This window comes from Pseudomonas sp. RA_35y_Pfl2_P32, assembly GCF_963970735.1.
Classification (GTDB): domain Bacteria; phylum Pseudomonadota; class Gammaproteobacteria; order Pseudomonadales; family Pseudomonadaceae; genus Aquipseudomonas.
Map to the genome: position 1 here is coordinate 192,312 of NZ_CAXAQF010000005.1, position 15,670 is coordinate 207,981.

General features: G+C 62.2%; 12 protein-coding genes. All 12 read right to left on the reverse strand.

Annotated elements, in window-relative coordinates; all coding sequences use genetic code 11:
* Positions 1 to 34 precede the first annotated feature (34 nt).
* The 12 genes from AACY45_RS07000 to AACY45_RS07055 all read right to left on the reverse strand — a co-directional run bounded on the left by AACY45_RS07000 (position 35) and on the right by AACY45_RS07055 (position 15,640).
* Positions 35 to 727 (reverse strand): HAD-IA family hydrolase, encoded by a 693-nt coding sequence (locus AACY45_RS07000; protein ID WP_339544769.1) that lies wholly within the window; start codon positions 725 to 727, stop codon positions 35 to 37.
* A gap of 379 nt (positions 728 to 1,106) precedes the next feature.
* The gene (locus AACY45_RS07005) at positions 1,107 to 1,928 is read right to left on the reverse strand and encodes a MinD/ParA family protein (RefSeq protein WP_339544770.1); all 822 of its coding nucleotides are present in this window, start codon (positions 1,926 to 1,928) and stop codon (positions 1,107 to 1,109) included.
* A gap of 626 nt (positions 1,929 to 2,554) precedes the next feature.
* A complete protein-coding gene (locus tag AACY45_RS07010) occupies positions 2,555 to 4,012 on the reverse strand; it encodes a mannose-1-phosphate guanylyltransferase/mannose-6-phosphate isomerase (protein WP_339544771.1) in 1,458 nt (485 codons plus the stop codon).
* Positions 4,013 to 4,106: 94 nt separating this feature from the next.
* Positions 4,107 to 5,213, reverse strand: coding sequence for a mannuronate-specific alginate lyase (locus tag AACY45_RS07015; RefSeq protein ID WP_339544772.1), 1,107 nt, complete (start codon positions 5,211 to 5,213; stop codon positions 4,107 to 4,109).
* Between the two features lie 9 nt (positions 5,214 to 5,222).
* A complete protein-coding gene (locus tag AACY45_RS07020) occupies positions 5,223 to 5,870 on the reverse strand; it encodes an alginate O-acetyltransferase AlgF (protein WP_339544773.1) in 648 nt (215 codons plus the stop codon).
* Between the two features lie 10 nt (positions 5,871 to 5,880).
* On the reverse strand, positions 5,881 to 7,056 hold the full coding sequence (locus tag AACY45_RS07025; RefSeq protein ID WP_339544774.1) for an alginate O-acetyltransferase: 1,176 nt from the start codon (positions 7,054 to 7,056) through the stop codon (positions 5,881 to 5,883).
* Positions 7,057 to 7,068: 12 nt separating this feature from the next.
* Positions 7,069 to 8,544 carry an MBOAT family O-acyltransferase gene (locus tag AACY45_RS07030; RefSeq protein WP_339544775.1) on the reverse strand — a complete coding sequence of 492 codons (1,476 nt, stop codon included), beginning with the start codon at positions 8,542 to 8,544 and terminating at the stop codon, positions 7,069 to 7,071.
* A gap of 82 nt (positions 8,545 to 8,626) precedes the next feature.
* Positions 8,627 to 10,060, reverse strand: a complete 1,434-nt coding sequence (locus AACY45_RS07035; protein WP_339544776.1) for an alginate O-acetyltransferase — start codon at positions 10,058 to 10,060, stop codon at positions 8,627 to 8,629.
* Positions 10,057 to 11,616: a mannuronan 5-epimerase AlgG gene (algG, locus tag AACY45_RS07040; protein ID WP_339544777.1), complete on the reverse strand. Its 1,560-nt coding sequence runs from the start codon at positions 11,614 to 11,616 to the stop codon at positions 10,057 to 10,059. Before algG ends, AACY45_RS07035 begins: the two co-directional genes overlap by 4 nt.
* A 36-nt stretch (positions 11,617 to 11,652) precedes the next feature.
* Positions 11,653 to 13,086, reverse strand: coding sequence for an alginate export family protein (locus AACY45_RS07045; RefSeq protein WP_445261169.1), 1,434 nt, complete (start codon positions 13,084 to 13,086; stop codon positions 11,653 to 11,655).
* A complete protein-coding gene (locus AACY45_RS07050) occupies positions 13,083 to 14,468 on the reverse strand; it encodes an SEL1-like repeat protein (RefSeq protein ID WP_339544778.1) in 1,386 nt (461 codons plus the stop codon). Before AACY45_RS07050 ends, AACY45_RS07045 begins: the two co-directional genes overlap by 4 nt.
* Entirely contained in the window at positions 14,465 to 15,640 is a 1,176-nt protein-coding gene (locus AACY45_RS07055) for an alginate biosynthesis protein Alg44 (RefSeq protein ID WP_339544779.1), read from the reverse strand. Before AACY45_RS07055 ends, AACY45_RS07050 begins: the two co-directional genes overlap by 4 nt.
* Positions 15,641 to 15,670: the final 30 nt, after the last annotated feature.

A 15,670-nucleotide genomic window follows, 5' to 3' on the forward strand; every position in this document is an offset into this window, starting at 1 on the left:
GTTTCCCGGCGTTTTGTTGTGCCTGAATCAGTGTTCAGGCCGTTTCGAGTGCCGGCAAGCCGTAGGCCTGCAGCGAAAAGGCCTTCAACGAACGCAAGATGCTGTCGGCATGGGGGTACTTTTCGTCAGCCATGGCCGCGTCCGGCACCGCCACCGCGGTCATCCCCGCCGCTTTCGCCGCAGTGACACCAAAGGGCGAATCCTCGAACACCAGGCAATCCTCAGGCGCTACACCCAGGCGGCGCGCGGCGGTGAGGAAGATATCCGGTGCCGGCTTGGCTGCGCCGACTTCAGGGTCGTCAGCGGTGACGATGGTGTCAAACAGCGCGAACCAGTCACGGTGCAGGGTGGTTTTCTGCGCGAAGGACTGACTCGAAGAACTGGTGCCCACGGCAATCGGGATGTTGTTGGCCTGCAAATGCTCAACCAACTCCCGCGCCCCGGGCATCGCCAGCGCATGGGGGAAACGCTCCTGCATCAAGGGTTCGCGAACCCGCAGGAATTCTTCGGCGCTGATCGGCAACTCCAGCGCCTGCACCACGTAGCGCGCCAGGTCGGCGGCGCCACGGCCAATGATGTTCTGCTTGATGCTCCAGTCGAACGTGCGGCCGTAGCGTTGCGCGATGATCTGCGTGACCTCGGTGTAAATGCCCTCGGTATCCAGCAACAGACCATCCATATCAAAAATCACGGCCTTGATCGGGCCCAACTCCAGCTGTGCACTCATCGCATCTGATCCGTTATCAACACAACATTCCAGGAACGGCTCAGGTACGGCCATGGCCCTGATCGACCGCGCAACGGTCGATGAAAGGGTTCAGCAGCATAACGAGCCAGGTTTACATGGGGCAACCATTTGCCAGGCGCGATATCGGCATCAGGGCCTGGGGTGCATCTCAAGCGCAGGGAAAGCGCGAGAGGATTACTGATTTTTTACACGATAATTACTTCATTACTTATGGAAGGCTTATTCGACTCTCATGAACGACATCCACGGGTGAATTTAGATAATGAACACGGCCCTGCGGAGCCCTGAACACCATCGACCGCAATGAGCAATGATCAAGATGACGCCCGAGTGATCACACGATATCCCAAGAGAGTTGTTACCTTTTTGAGTTGCTAACCAGTTGCTCGACAAAAAACTCTACATGCCCTCTTGGTGCGCCCACCAATGGCCAAGCGTCAGCCTTGAGCGCAACCTCCTGAAAGGCTTTGCTGCATTTGCTTCGAGGATGTCTCTCGTAAACCGCCCGCCGTGTCTGCGCGGCAGTACGTACATATTCATCGTAAGGAATTGCTCCCGCATACTGCAGGGAAACATCCAGAAAGTTGTCCGTGAGTTTAATAAGCCTGGCAAACAAATTCTGCCCTTCCAGAGGGCTACTCTCCATGCTGACCAAAACCCTGAAGCGCTTTATCCCGTGCTCATGATTAAGTACTTTGATCAACGCATACGCACCGGAGATGGACGTCGGCTCATCGCATACAACCACCAAGACTTCATGGGCAGCTCGAATGAAGGTGACTACCGGTTCGCCAATACCCGTGGCGGTGTCGATCACCAGCACGTCCAGGCTGTCCGCTATCTCGCTGAATGCCTGTATCAGGCCTGAATGCTGAGCCCGCGACAGGCGCACCATACTCGGGACACCTGAGCCAGATGCGACGATGCGCACTCCTCCCGGTCCTTCCATCAGGGTATCGGACAATTCACAGCGACCCTCGATTAGATCGACAAGCGTATACCGTGGCACGAGCCCCAATTGGACATCGACATTCGGGAACTCAAGATTTGAATCCAGCAAAACGACCCGGCGCCCAAGCTCTGCCAGCGCCAATGCGAGATTCACAGCCACGGTAGTTTTGCCGACGCCACCCTTACCGCTGACGATCGCGATAACTTGTACACAGTGCGCGGTGTCCATACTGACTTTTCAACTCCATATTTAACGCCGACAAGCAATTGAAACCCTTAAAGCATCAAGTTCCAAGCCTTCCAGGATTAGTCGTTAACGACTGCTCAGCCGCAACCGCCGCACATAAGTTCGCTCTCGCCGGTCAGACCTCCTGATCACCGAATGGATGGCTAATATCCAGAAAAAACATGCTGTAAAAGTTGAATACTGTAAAGACAGACGCACTGACCAAGATCAACGCGGACAGTATTTTCTTTTTTAACAACAGTAAACTTCCTTGTCATCGATGCATAAAACTGAAACAGGGACAACACACCCGGACATGCCCTGATTATACGCAAGACGATGGCACTGTGCCGCGATGCGCCAGGCCGCCCCGCGATTAGATTCGGACGGATGGCCAGGCCGCTTCGATCTCGCGCTTCGGCGGGGTGGTTGATGGCCTTCCTGCCATTGTTCAGAACGGTGGGGATGTTCCTTCTGTACATGCTGTGGAACCGCCAGTGTCCCGCCCAGTACCTGCGCCAGGGACCAAGCAACGTTCAAGCGCTGCATTGAGCAGCACCTGACGTGCATCAGTAATCAGCCAAGGGGTCGGCGTGCAGGGATCCACCGGCTGGTTCGGGTGCTTTGGCTCAAACGCCGACGACCAGTTTGGGTGCAAGCAGCGCCTCGCCGGTCCGCCCATAGACATCCTCCAGGCGCTCGATGTCGTCCTCACCCAGGTAGCTGCCGGACTGCACCTCGATGATCTCCAGCGGGATTTTTCCAGGGTTGGCCAGGCGGTGCACCGAGGCGATCGGGATGTAGGTGGACTGGTTTTCGGCAAGCAGGAACACCTTGTCATCACACGTCACCTGGGCGATGCCGGATACCACGATCCAGTGCTCGGCGCGGTGGTGGTGCATCTGCAGCGACAGCTGCGCGCCGGGCTTCACGGTGATGCGCTTGACCTGATGGCGAATACCGTTGTCCACCGAGTCGTAGCAGCCCCAAGGACGATTGACCGCACAATGGCTCTGGGTTTCCGAGCGGCCCTTCAGATCCAGGCTGTTGACCAGTGCTTTGACGTCCTGAACCGAATTCTTGTGGGCGATCATCACCGCATCCTTGGTTTCTACTACCACCAGATCGTCCACACCGACCAGGGCCACCAGCTTGCTGCTGCTGTATACGAAGCTGTTGCGGCTGTCGTGGGTCATCACATCACCCTTGAGCACGTTGCCGGCCTGGTCCTTCTCATGCACGTCCCACAGCGAGGACCAGTTGCCCACGTCGCTCCAGCCGGCGGCGAGCGGCACCACGTAGGCGCGGGAAGTCTTCTCCATCACCGCGTAGTCGATGGAGTTGTCCGGGCAGCACTCGAAGGTGTCGGTATCGATGGTCATGACATTGCCGCAGCGCTGGCTGCGCTCCAGGGCCAGCGCACAGGCGTCGTAGATGCCCGGCTCATGCTTGAGCAACTCGTCCAGAAAACGGCTGGCACGGAACAGGAACATGCCGCTGTTCCAGTAATAGCCGCCCGTGCGGACAAGCTCGCGGGCCAGTTCGGCATTGGGCTTCTCGACGAAGTGGCTGACCCGGTAGGCGCCGGGATGCATGCCGGCGGCGTCACCTGCGCGGGTCGCCTTGATGTAGCCGAAGCCGGTCTCGGGACGCGCGACCGGGATGCCGAACAACACCATCTCCCCTTCCTCGGCCACCGCGCGCGCCACTTCCAGTGCCTCGCGCAGCGCCGCTTGGTCCTCGATCACATGGTCAGCCGGCAGCACCAGCATCAGTTCGTCGCGGCCCTCGGCCAGCAATTGCAAGGCGGCCATAGCCACGGCCGGCGCGGTATTGCGGCCGCAGGGTTCGAGCAGTGTCGAGTGCCCCTCGACGCCGATCCGCTCCAGTTGCTCGTTAACGATAAAGCGGTGCTCATGGTTGCACACGATCAGCGGGCTCTGCATACCTTCGAAGGCCAGGCGCTGCAGGGTCTGCTGGAACAGCGAAAGCTCGCCGGTCAGGGCGAGGAACTGCTTTGGATACTGCTTGCGCGAAAGGAGCCACAAGCGCGAACCACTACCACCAGAAAGGATTACCGGAATCATGGGAGAAGCCTCTTTAAAGTTCCATTTCAAATTAATACTTGTCCCCGCCGAGGCCCTGCCTCGGACCACCGGGAGAGTGAATGCATCGATGCAATCAAGGATTGAACAACTGGGTGATATCCCCTCCTAGCCGATAGGTCTCCAGGGGCTGCAGGGAGCGCCGCCAGGCGTCGGTCTCGGCCGAGCAGCGATAAAGTGCACAGTAGGGCTCCAGCCAGGCGAACTTGCCGTCCTCCTGCAAATCCTCCAGCTCCTGCGGGTAGCCGGACCGGGCCTCGAAAAGGCGCGGGTTATGCACGCCCTTTTCGACCCGCTGGGCGAGCCGCTGCAGGGCTCCACCGTTGTCGCCACGCAGATCCAGCCCGTTGGCTTCGGCGAATGCCGCGATCATCATCAGCGGCCCCAGGCTGTAGTTGTGGTAGGCAAGCGCCCGGGTCTGCCGGGACAGCTCCAGCGGCAGGTAGCCCTCGGCGTCGACCTGCTCCATACCGTGGCGGTACTGCTCGAGCGCCCAGTCGAACAGGTCCTGGCGCTCGAGCACCACGGCGCTTGCCATCACCGCCCAGGCAGCCCAGTACTGGTGGTTGTTGCGCCGCTCGCGCGGTTGCTCGTTCCAATCGTGCACCACCTGGTCCGCGAGCCGGGTGAACCACTGCTCGATGGCGCGAGCTTCGGCCTCATGCCCACGCAAGGGTTCGGAGCCGGCGAACTGCAGCCGCAGATAGGCGGCAGACAGACTGCCCAGCGCCCATTTGCGCACCGACTTGCCGGTGTGGTTGTAGGTTCGGCTGAGCAGCGCGTCGGCTTCGGCCCATGTGCTCAACCAGGTCAGGGCGCAATCGGCGTATTCCTGATGGCCATCCTCCAGGTACTTGCCGACCAGTTTGCTCACGCCGCTTTCCAGCGTACGCACATCGCCGGTCAGCCGCTTGTAGCGCGCTGCGGCCTGCGGGTTGAGCTTGTCCCTGGCCGAGTCCGAACCTTCGTACTTGCTCGGGAACAGCAGGTCGTCCGAATAGGGCGCGGGGGCCCCGGGACAGGCTGGCACCTCGCCCTTGGGGGACGGAGCGGCCAGGTAGTAGCCGCTGGGCGGCACCAGGCTGGCGCCGGCGTTGCGTTCCAGGGGCTTGCTGCAGCCGGCGGCCAGCAACAGGGCCAGGCCGGTTAGCGCCATCCGCGAACAGATCAGCCAGGGTTTCATAGCCATTCCTCAGTTGGTCGCGACCGGACGCTTGACCCAGGCCGGAGACAGCTTGTCGGCGGAACCGGTGACAAACAGGCTGACCACCTCGCCACGCTCCAGCACCAGCGGGTCGAGGTCACGAACCTTGCGCTCGCCTGCGAACAGCGTCAGGCGCACCTTGACCGGGTTGATCTCGCGCTCGCCACGGGCGTTAGCCGAGACCGGGTGGATGACCTCGGTACGACCGTCGGCGGTTTTGATCGACAGGGCGGTGTCGGATAGATTCTGCAAGCGCAGCAGGGACTTCTGGCGATTCTTGAATGGCGGCTCCTCCACCAGCTCCAGCGCCCCATCCGGCATCTGCACCAGTGTGTAGTAACGCTCGGCGTCGAGCTTCACCGCCAGGCTCTTGCCATCTGCACTGACGGTGTATCCACCGGCCGGCAGGAAGGCGAAATCGCTGCTGCTTTTGGCGCCCAGGTCATTGATACGGACAGGACCGAGGCTGGCGTCAAAACTGCTGTTTGCGGCGTTGAAGCCGCGCACGAAGGCCGAGCCGTAAGGTGCCGCCGGACCGTAGAGCGCCGCTTCGTCAGCCATCACCCACGAGGCGGACAGGCCTAGCAGCAGGCTGCCCAAGCGCAGGGTGTAGGACATCGAGGAAAAAAGGGACATACAGGTGCTCCTAGAATTGCAGGATGGGCTCAGTGGAGGTGGAGGTAGCGGTGTGCAGCGCGCGGCTGACCGGTTCCTCGCCGTTGTGCAGCCGGGCGAGCCAGGTCGCGTCGAATCCGGACAGGTCGCTGGGTAGCATCAGATAGCGCTCGGGGAACTCCCAGATCACCAGGCGCAGCCCGGCGAGGTCTTTATCCCCCTGCTGCAGCAGGTTCAGCATGGGCACCAGTGGGCCCTTGCCCTCCTCGGCGTAATTGAGCAGGTCGCTGCCCAGGGCCTGTTTCAGGGCACCGGCGAAGTTCCAGTCCGGGTTGGCGCTGTAGCTGGTCCCGACCAGCGCGATCGATGGCAGGGCGTCGGCGAACAACGCCTCCTCGGCGCTCGCCTCCTGTCCCTCGGCGGCCCGGGTCAGACGCGGGCGCAGGCGCTCGGCCGGTGGTTGCTGGTCGGCGAAGTACGGCTCCAGGGGCAGGAAGCTCAGCAGGTCGCCTTTGTGCTCCCGGCTGGCGACAGCCTCGGTGACGAAGGTCTGGTCGCCATGCTGCCAGATACCCTGGCGCGCCAGATGCTCGGCCAGACTCCTGGCCGCGACCTCTGCGCCGAAGGGGGTCCAGTGGCTATCGGTACGCAGAAACACCGGCTCCTGTGCCTTCGCCTGCTGCAGGGCCGGCAACAGATCCGGCCCGTTCAACCCGGCTTGGCGCATCATGTCGAGGACCTTCGGGTACAGGCTCTGCTGAGCCAGCGCAGGTCGCTCGTCATCCAGATGCTCCGGATAGAGTCGAGCCTTGGCTGGCAGGAGCGCCAGCACCAGCGTCACCCCACGACGCTCGAATTGCGCCCGTACGGCGTTCACCAACCGCCAGTTGTCCTGCAACTGATCGGGTTTGCTCGCCGGCTTGAACTCCTCGTCCGAGAAGAGCCAGCCGTCCTGGCCGATGACCACGCCCTGGCGGCCTTCGCCGAAAAGCGTGAGGCTCGCCAGCGCCCAGAGATTGGTGCCCAGTTGCTTGACCGGGAACTCGGCGTCGTAGTGCTTCTCGAAGGCCAGCGCCAGTTTGCCGTCCAGCACGCTGGTTTCACTGGCCGCGGAGAAGCCGAATACCGCGCGCAGCGACCACAGGCAAAGCGCCAGCAGCAGGCTGCAGAAGAGCAGGCTGTAGAGCAGGTTCAGGGTTCTGTTCATAGTCGGTTCCCCTCAGAACTGGAAGTACAGGAAGGGCGAGAAGCTCTGCGCCGAGAGCTTCAGCACCGAGACGGTGAACAGCAGGAGCACGGCAGCGTGGAAGGCCACGGCGCCTATCCGCAGGCGCGCCACGGCGGCTCTGCCGTTGGCGTTGATCATGATGTCGTCTGCGCGGGCCTTGGGGCCGCCGGCCAGCGGCTGGGCGTAGAACTGACGGATGCCGAAGATGGCCAGCACGGCATAGGCCAGCACCAGGGTGGCGATCTGCAGGCTGGTGAGCTGAGCGCGGTTGAGCTCGGAGAGCTGCCAGTCGGCGAAGCTGAACATGGCCGCGTACATGCGCCAGGCCACGTCGAGGTTCTCGGCGCGAAAAATCACCCAGCCGATCACCACCAGCATGAAGGTGAAGGCCCACTTCAGCGGGTTAAGCGCCCGTGGCGCGGCGTTCACGCCCAAGAAACGCTCAATGGCCAACCAGACGCCGTGCCAGGCGCCCCAGAGGATGTAGGTGAAGTTGGCGCCATGCCACAGACCGCCCAACAGCATGGTCAGGAACAGGTTACGGTAGGTCTGGAAGGCGGTTCCACGATTGCCGCCCAGGCTGATGTACAGGTAGTCGCGCAGCCAGGTGGAGAGGCTGATGTGCCAGCGTCGCCAGAACTCGGTAATGGACTGGCTGATGTACGGCTGCTTGAAGTTTTCCATGAAGCGGAAGCCCATCATCAGGCCCAGGCCGATGGCCATGTCGCTGTAGCCGGAAAAGTCGAAGTACAGTTGCGCGGTATAGGCCAGCGCGCCAAGCCAGGCGTCGCCCGTGGTGGGGTCGGAAAGCGCGAAGCAATGGTCGGCGATGGGCGCGATGCTGTCGGCGATGAAGACCTTCTTGATGAAGCCTTGCATGAAGCGCGTACACCCCTCGGCGAACTTGTCCACCGTGTGGGTACGGTGGTTGAACTGGTCCACCAGGTCGCGGAAACGCAGTACCGGGCCGGCAATCAGGTGCGGGAAGATCGCCACAAAGGCGGCGAAGTCCACCAGGTTATGGGTGGCCGGGGTGTCGCCGCGGTAGACGTCGATGATGTAGCTGATGGACTCGAAGATGTAGAAAGAGATCCCGATCGGCAGCAGGATGTGCGTGAGCACGAAGGGCTCCATGCCGAACGAGGTGATGATGGCGTTGAGGCTGTCGACGCCGAAATTGGCGTACTTGAAATAGCCGAGTACGCCGAGGTCCACCGCCACGCCGAGGAGCAGCCATTTCTGCGCAGTTTTCGTGCGCACTCCGGCCGCGCCGATGCGCAGGCCGATCCAGTAGTTGAACACTGTCACGACAGCGAACAGCACCAGAAAGTCGATGCGCCACCAGGCATAGAAGATGTAGCTAGCGACCAGCAACAGCAGGTTTCGATAGCGCGTTCCGACTAGGTAGTACAAGCCGAGGAAAATCGGCAGGAACAGGAACAGGAACACGTTGGAAGAAAAAACCACGCCCTCAATCTCCTTTTGAATGATCATCGTTGCCCTGAGGAACCCATGCGCCAGGCACAGCCCGGCGCAAGGCTCCATCAGGTCAATCGGCCTTGGCTTGGGCTTGCATCACGCTTGCAGGTTTGTCCGCCCGGCGGCAGATCTTTGCCTCGACCTGCAGCCCCGGGGGCATGTCTGCCGGCATATCGATTTCAAGGGAGAGCAGCGTCTGCCCAGCCCACTCGGCGTCCTCACGCAAGCGGAAAACAAAGCGGCCGTTCGACTCGACTTCCCGCGACCGGCTGATCAACAGGTTGTCCCTCGAGCCGCTCATGTACCAGACGGTACTGCGCAACTCATTGACCTCGGGCTTGCTGAACTGGATCTCGACGACGGAATCCTCACTGCGGATCGGCTTGGCCCCAGTGTTGACCAGCACCTCGTTCTTGCCTGGCCGCAGGGTCAGCTTCTGGTCTATGTCCGCCGTTACGTCCCGGCAACCGTTATCCAGCAGGGGCATGGCCTGGCGATAGAACGTCGCCATGGCCAGGTCGTAATAGCTGTTGACCTCCCAGATCAGTACCTTCGGCGGTTTGTCCCGGAAGTCCTGGGTGCCGAGGTACTGCAGCATGGCACTGTGAAAGCCACCGCCTGTCACCGAGCGGTTATCCACGTCGACGCTGGCGTACTGTTTGAGGAAGCCGTCGAAGTTGTACTGTGCGGAACTGAAACTGGTGCCGACTAGCACCACATCGGGCCGTTCGGTATCGCCAAACAGCTCATTGCTCTCTTCTTTAGGCTCCGTCACTGCGCGCGTGAAATACTCATTGGCGTAACCACTGCCACAGATCTTGCCGAATGCCTGGTTGAGTGAGCCGACCTTGTACAGGTTGCCTTCCGTGCGCGTGGCAAATTCCTTGCGCGCAATCCCCTTGAAGACCCCCGACTTACTGATCTCGGCGGCCAGCAACTGCGCGGTCAGCTCAGCGCCTTGCGGCGTCCAGTGGTTATCGCGCTTGAAGAAGAATTTGCTGCGCACTTCAGCCGGCAGGTCCAGCAGTGCGGACAGGTCCGGCACGCGGATACCCAGGCTGCGCAGGCGCTCGATGGTCGCCCGGTAATTGCTGCGCGACAGTTCGGCATTGAAGCGGCTGCGCGCCTGCGGATTGAGCATCTCAGTGACGAGCAGGCCACGCGGCGGCAGGTAGACCATCACCAGTTCCACGCCCCTGGCTTTCAGCGCATCACGCAGATCCTGTAGCAGTTTGAACCCCTCGGGCGTGGTACCGATGTTGGTCATGAGGTCGATCTTGCTGCGGAAAAGCCAATCCTCGTGCCCCTGCACCAGTTGGGTGAAATCGCCCAGATCACCGGTGTAGCTGCTGTCCTGCAGCGCCTGCGGGCAGATCTGGCAGCAGCGCTCGATCTCGTACACGGGCGCCTCGGCGGCCAGGCTCAGGGAACTGGTGAAAAGCGTCGCAATTGAGGCGCACGCCAGCCACCCTTGGACAAAGCGGCCCATTGAACTCCGTTTCATTGTTTGTCACTCACTTGAAGTTGCGCCAACTTGTCGAGCGGCAGGACCAGCACGGCCCGCTTCTGTCGCACCAGCAGGTCGATGATTCGGCTCTGCTCCTTGGCAAGCGCACCGAATATGCCGATGCCGCTGGGCTGGGTCGGCATCAGCATTTCCACACCGTAGAGCTTCACGCTTTGCGGCGACACGACGGAGATGGCGCCCGACTCGTTGCCGATCAGGCGACCGCCCACCACGGTCAGGGAAAGGTTCATATCGAAGGGGTCGAGTATCAGGTCGCGGGGCGTGCCGATGAGGTCCTTGACGTGCCCGTAGATACCAAGCAGGCCGTTGGCCACCGCGAGGTTTTCATAGAGCCCGACATTGGCGCTGTTGCGCACACGAATGCCGTGCCGCGCGTTGTTGAACGCCCGGTTGCCCCACAACAGGTTGTCGCCGCTCTCGTAGATGGTGATGCCATCGGAGCCGTTGCGATAAACCTCGTTGTTGGCCAGCACGTTATTGACGCTGGTGCGGTCGACCACGATCCCGGAGAGGGTGTTCTCGTAGGAGCGGTTGTTGAAGATCCAGCTGTCGTTCACCTCGCGGGAGACGATGATGCCGTGCTTCTCGCGGGTGCCATAGGCGGTGTTCTCGGCGATGATCAAGCGCCGCGAGCGGTCGTGCGGGTCGATACCGTAGACCAGGTTGTTGCGGTAGGTATTGCCCTTGAGCACCACGTCATAGGCTTCGTAGCAATAGAAGCCGTACCACATGTCGTCGAACATCGAGCCAATCAGCCAGCCGCTGGGATGGTCGCGCTGCATGGTCGGATGCATCGCCGGGCTGTACTGGGAGATGGATACGCCATAGGACTTGCTCGCGGTGTAACCAAGACTCGATACCACCGAGTTGACGATGTAGGTCTCGGTACCGCCCCAAGCGTTGAGGAAGGGGCGGAACTTGCCCTTCTTCTTGAACCAGTCCTGCTGGTTTTCCGTCTCGCTCCAGGCGGTAAGGCGGGTGTACATGATGAACAGCTTGCCGTCGTTGATCAGGAACGCGCCGCGCTCGCTGGATAGGCGAAAGTCACGGGTTTCGGCACCGACGTGCAGGGTCGCGCCCTGGCTGACGACGATCGGCAGGCGAGCGATGTAGATACCCGGCTCGGTCTCCTCGAAATACTTCTTCGGCAGGCTGCGGGCGAGATCCTTCAGCGTGACATAGCCTCCCTCGATGAAAATCGCCTGGGGCATTTCACCCTGGCGCTTGACCCACTCACGCAGACGCTCGTCACCACCGGTGAACTCCACCAATTGGTTCGGGCCGATCATGCGCTTGAGCACCACGTTGCCAGTGGGCTTGCGTACGATCCGCGCATTGACCGCCTCGGCCGTATAGGGCGACAGATCGGGCAGCTTCGGCGGCTCGATCAGCAGCGACTCGGCGGGAATGCTCGACACCTGGTAAGCGGGTGCAGCGTTTTCCCCGGCCGGAGCCACGACCGCCCACGCGAGGCAACCCGCGAGGACCAAGCCGGCGGCCCAGCGGTGCCTGTTTTTTGTGTGTGAATACATAGCGTCCAACTCCATGGTCAGCTCGGCAGGCGGCATTCAGTAACGCCAGACAAAATCAACGAATGCGCGGTGCATGCTCGAATCCGTGCCTTTGCCGAAGGCATCGCCCGGAAAGAACAGCCCGCCCCGAAAGCGGACCAGCGCGGAGGATGCCTTCAGCCACTCCATCCCGGCCGGTATCTGCCCGCGGTTCAGGTAGCGCGTCACCACCAGGTCGACTTCTTGCCCGATATCCTTCTCGCCAGGCACCAACTGGGCCTTCAGGCCACTGCTGCTGTCGGCCTGGTCATCCACCCGCCAGAAGCGGTGGTAGACAAGGCTGGCGTCGTAGTCCTCGCCCAACTGCCAGCCGCTGAACACGCTGGCCGCCTGCAGGTTGTTCATCTCACCGCGATAGGCTTCGCCGAAGCGGTTGATGGCACTCCCGGTGCCGGTGAATTTGGAGCGATTGCTCTCCAGCCCGGTCTGTGTGAACTGCTCGGAGTCGTCGCCGTCGGAGCCGCCGCTGGCACGCATGTAGGTGGTACCGACGCGCCAGTTCTGGTCGATGTTCCAGCGCAGGCCAAGGTCGACCGCCCAGGCATCGACATCCTGGCTGAGCTGGCCGTCGGCCTGGCGCCGGCCGGCTACGGTGCTGGTGCGCAAGGTGTCGACATTACCGGTCAACCAAGTGGCGGCGACCCAGTAGCTGAGCGGTAGGTTGCTGCGCTCGTTGTAGAAGTCCCCATTGAGTTCAGCCCCTAACCAGTTGAGTTCGCCGGTAGCGGTCTTGCTCAACTGATCCACAGAAGCCCCCTGCCCGGGCAGGTTGCCGCGATCATCGCTGCGATGGAACTTCAGCCCGGCCCAGTGACCCGGCTGCCACTGCCAGGACAGGTCGGCGAGCAGGTGCAGGCGATCCTCGTCCTCGGGCGCCAGTTCATCCAGGTCAGTGCGGTAGTCACTGAAACGTTCGGCAATACCGACGTGGGCACTGAGCAGGGTTGTCTCGAAATTCCAGCGCAAGGCTTCGATATTGCTGTCCCACCACAGGCCGTCGGCACTGCGGATCTTCTGCCGGCCGAGTCGCAAGGACTCTCCCGGATAAGCGCTCAGACCGCCATAGTCGACCCAGAACTCGTGCATGGCGAGGAACTGGTCCTCTCGCTCGCGGGCGTCGTTGGGGTCGAAGGTGTCGGATTCACTGGTGTCCGACTCGATGGTGTCGGTGGCGAGGAACGCCTCGCCGAGCGCAAAGGCGCTCCAGTCGCCCTGACGGTTGAAGATCCAGGGCCGCACGCTGAGGCCGACGCCATTGAAGTCGCCACCGTCGCGGGTACCCAGATCGAGGTCATCGATCGACTGCGCGGTGAGTTTGAGATTGGCGCCATAAGACAAGCCGGGTTGCGGCTGCGCCCCCAGGGCGACGGAGCTGGCCAGCAATCCGGCCATGCAGACCAGCGTGGTGACTGGACGGTATTTCGAAGTCATAGCACTTCCTGCGCTTGATCAACTGGATTCCTGGCGGTGACCTGCTGGCCACCGCGAGCCTCGATTTCACGGGCTAGCAGGCTCTCTACCTGCTGGTAGTCCTGCGCCTGCAGCCTTGGCGCCAGGCGCTCCATCAGGACCTGCCCCTGGGCCACGCCCTGGCGCGACGCGAGCGTGGCGAAGGTGTAGCTGTAGACGGCGTTGATCCGCACGCCCTTGCCCTCGCCAAACAGCTGGGCCAGCGCGATGTTGGCGCTCGGGTCGCCCGCACGGGCGGCAATCAGCAGATGCTCCAGCGCCTTTTGCGGATCGATGTCGCCCAGCGCGCCATCCCGGTACAACCGGCCCAGCAGCAGGTGCGCTTTGAGGTGGCCCGGCGCGGCCTGTAGTAGGTACTGCTCCGCCGCCCGTGGATCGGCCGGTACGACTTGGCCCTTGAGGTACAGCTGCCCGAGCATCAGCGCGGCGCGGCTGGAACCCGCCTCGATGCCCTTGTTCAGGTATCCGGTGAGTACGGCCGCATCCCCCTGATCGGGGAAGCTCAGGACCAACTCAGCCAAACCGCACCAGGCATCCGGGTAGGCCGGCGCAATACGCGTGTAGAGCACCTGGGCAGCCTTGGGATCCGCTTCGCCCAGGCTGCTGTCGGCCAGGACCTTGGCAACGCCCATCACACGTTCAGGCGACACCAGGCCGGCCTGGTAGGCCGAGTCCAGCCGCGCCAACAACTGCTGCTGGCTGTCTTTGTCGCCACGCCGCTGGAAGACCTCGGCCAGTTCGACATAGCACTCACTGGCCTGGTCCAGCCAGCCCTCACAGATGGCTTCGATCTCGTCCAGCTTTTCTACGTAGTTGCCGCGCACACGGTACAGGAGCACCTTGCCGAGCCGTGCTTCGCCGATGCCTTGCGCCTGCCATTGCTCCAGCTCGCGTTCCAGCTCGCCGCCGGCAAGCTTTTGCGGATCCTGCAGCTGTAGCTGCACCAGCGGCAGCAGTGCGCTGTTGTCGCCGGCCGCCAGGCTCTGGCGCAGCAACTGCTCGGCCTCCAGGCGCTCGGCAGGACTCGCCTGCGGCTTGCTCGCCAGCCATTTACCCAGCCGTGCTGGCGCCACCGGTGAGCGATCGAGGGCCTGGCGGTACAGCGTCTCGCCCTGCATCCGCTGCTCGATCAAAGGACTGCGGACCAGCAGGTCGGCGAGGCCGATCTGGGCCTCGACGTAGCCTTGGCTGGCGAGGACGCGGTAATTCTGTTCCGCGGTCGCGAGGTCTCCACCGCCCTTGGCCGTCTTGGCCAACTGCAGGTCGGGCAACGCCACGCAACCGGCCAGCAGACCGAGGCTGAGCGAGCTCAGCAGCCCGCATGCTAGTGCGGTGCTCTTCATTTTCCGAACACCAGGCTGTTCAGGCTGTTATTGGCGAAGACGCCGTTCAACGGGCGAATGCGCACGTCCACCGGACGCTTGGCCAGATCGCTGGCAAGCGGCTCGTTTGGCTGGATGTGCACGCGAATGTCCGAAGCCAGGCCGCCGTCCTGCAGGGCGATGCTGGAGATCCGGCCGCCGCGTTCGGTGGTTTCGCCGCCCACCAGGAAGGTCAGTGGGGTGCCCGGTTGCAGCTTGTTGAACGCGCGGTACGGGAAGCGTGCTTCGACGGTGGCGACGCTGTCCACCGGCGCCAGCAGGAACACCGGGGTGCCCTTGGGTGCCACCTGGCCATCACCCACCAGTTGGCTGACCACTTTGCAGTCACAGGGGCTGGTCAGGGTGCCCTGGAAGCGTTTGTTGAACAGGCGCTCCAGGTTGTCCGGGGTCATCTCCGATTCCGGCAGGGCGCCCTTCAGGGCATCCAGCATGTTCGCCGTGAAGGTGGCCACCGGCGCGCCCTTGCTGACCGTGCTACCAACGGTGACCAGGCTTTGCACAGTGCCTTCGCGCGGCATCGCGACCTGCGCGCCGGGCACGCTGACCTGGGCCGAGTCAGCGTGGGTGACGAAGTAGATGTCGTAGAACTGGTACAGCACGTAGGCGAAGGCGCCCAGTCCGGCGGCCAGGATCACCAGGGTTAAACTCATGGCGCGCAGGCGGCCAAGCAGGCTGAGCCTTTCATTCCCCTTGCCGCCACGGGCCTTGGTGAAGTTCTCGCGCTGGAGAATGCTGATCAGGCCACCGACATTCACCAGCTCGCCGCCGATGAAGGAGCTGATGATGTAGCGCAGCGCCGACATCTCGCGCGGACGCAGGTTGTGAAACTCACAGCCCACGCGCTTGCCGCCGATGATCGAGCGCACCTGGAATTCGACATCCATGGCGAAGCCGATGCCCTCCACTTTGAACATCAGCTTGCCGCGATAGAGTTTGCCCTCGACCACCGACGGGCTGCCCTGCTCGAAACTGAAACCGCCAGCGGACAGGTCTATCAGTTGGACTTCCTGGACGCCCCCCTGCTGGCCCTGGAACCGGACCTTCGCCGGCAGCTTCAGGCGCGCATGCTGACGCTGCGCCTCGGACTCATGCACCACATTGGCGTTGCCCACCGGGCTGATCACAGCACTCATAATTTTTCCCTTTCAAATTAGTAAGTTGAA

Bases quoted from the DNA above. Each gene is read 5' to 3' on its own strand.
- AACY45_RS07055 (WP_339544779.1), bottom strand. From the start codon at position 15,640: ATGAGTGCTGTGATCAGCCCGGTGGGCAACGCCAATGTGGTGCATGAG.
- algG (WP_339544777.1), bottom strand. From the start codon at position 11,616: ATGTATTCACACACAAAAAACAGGCACCGCTGGGCCGCCGGCTTGGTC.
- AACY45_RS07050 (WP_339544778.1), bottom strand. From the start codon at position 14,468: ATGAAGAGCACCGCACTAGCATGCGGGCTGCTGAGCTCGCTCAGCCTC.
- AACY45_RS07010 (WP_339544771.1), bottom strand. From the start codon at position 4,012: ATGATTCCGGTAATCCTTTCTGGTGGTAGTGGTTCGCGCTTGTGGCTC.
- AACY45_RS07000 (WP_339544769.1), bottom strand. From the start codon at position 727: ATGAGTGCACAGCTGGAGTTGGGCCCGATCAAGGCCGTGATTTTTGAT.
- AACY45_RS07015 (WP_339544772.1), bottom strand. From the start codon at position 5,213: ATGAAACCCTGGCTGATCTGTTCGCGGATGGCGCTAACCGGCCTGGCC.
- AACY45_RS07025 (WP_339544774.1), bottom strand. From the start codon at position 7,056: ATGAACAGAACCCTGAACCTGCTCTACAGCCTGCTCTTCTGCAGCCTG.
- AACY45_RS07035 (WP_339544776.1), bottom strand. From the start codon at position 10,060: ATGAAACGGAGTTCAATGGGCCGCTTTGTCCAAGGGTGGCTGGCGTGC.
- AACY45_RS07045 (WP_445261169.1), bottom strand. From the start codon at position 13,086: ATGACTTCGAAATACCGTCCAGTCACCACGCTGGTCTGCATGGCCGGA.
- AACY45_RS07005 (WP_339544770.1), bottom strand. From the start codon at position 1,928: ATGGACACCGCGCACTGTGTACAAGTTATCGCGATCGTCAGCGGTAAG.
- AACY45_RS07020 (WP_339544773.1), bottom strand. From the start codon at position 5,870: ATGTCCCTTTTTTCCTCGATGTCCTACACCCTGCGCTTGGGCAGCCTG.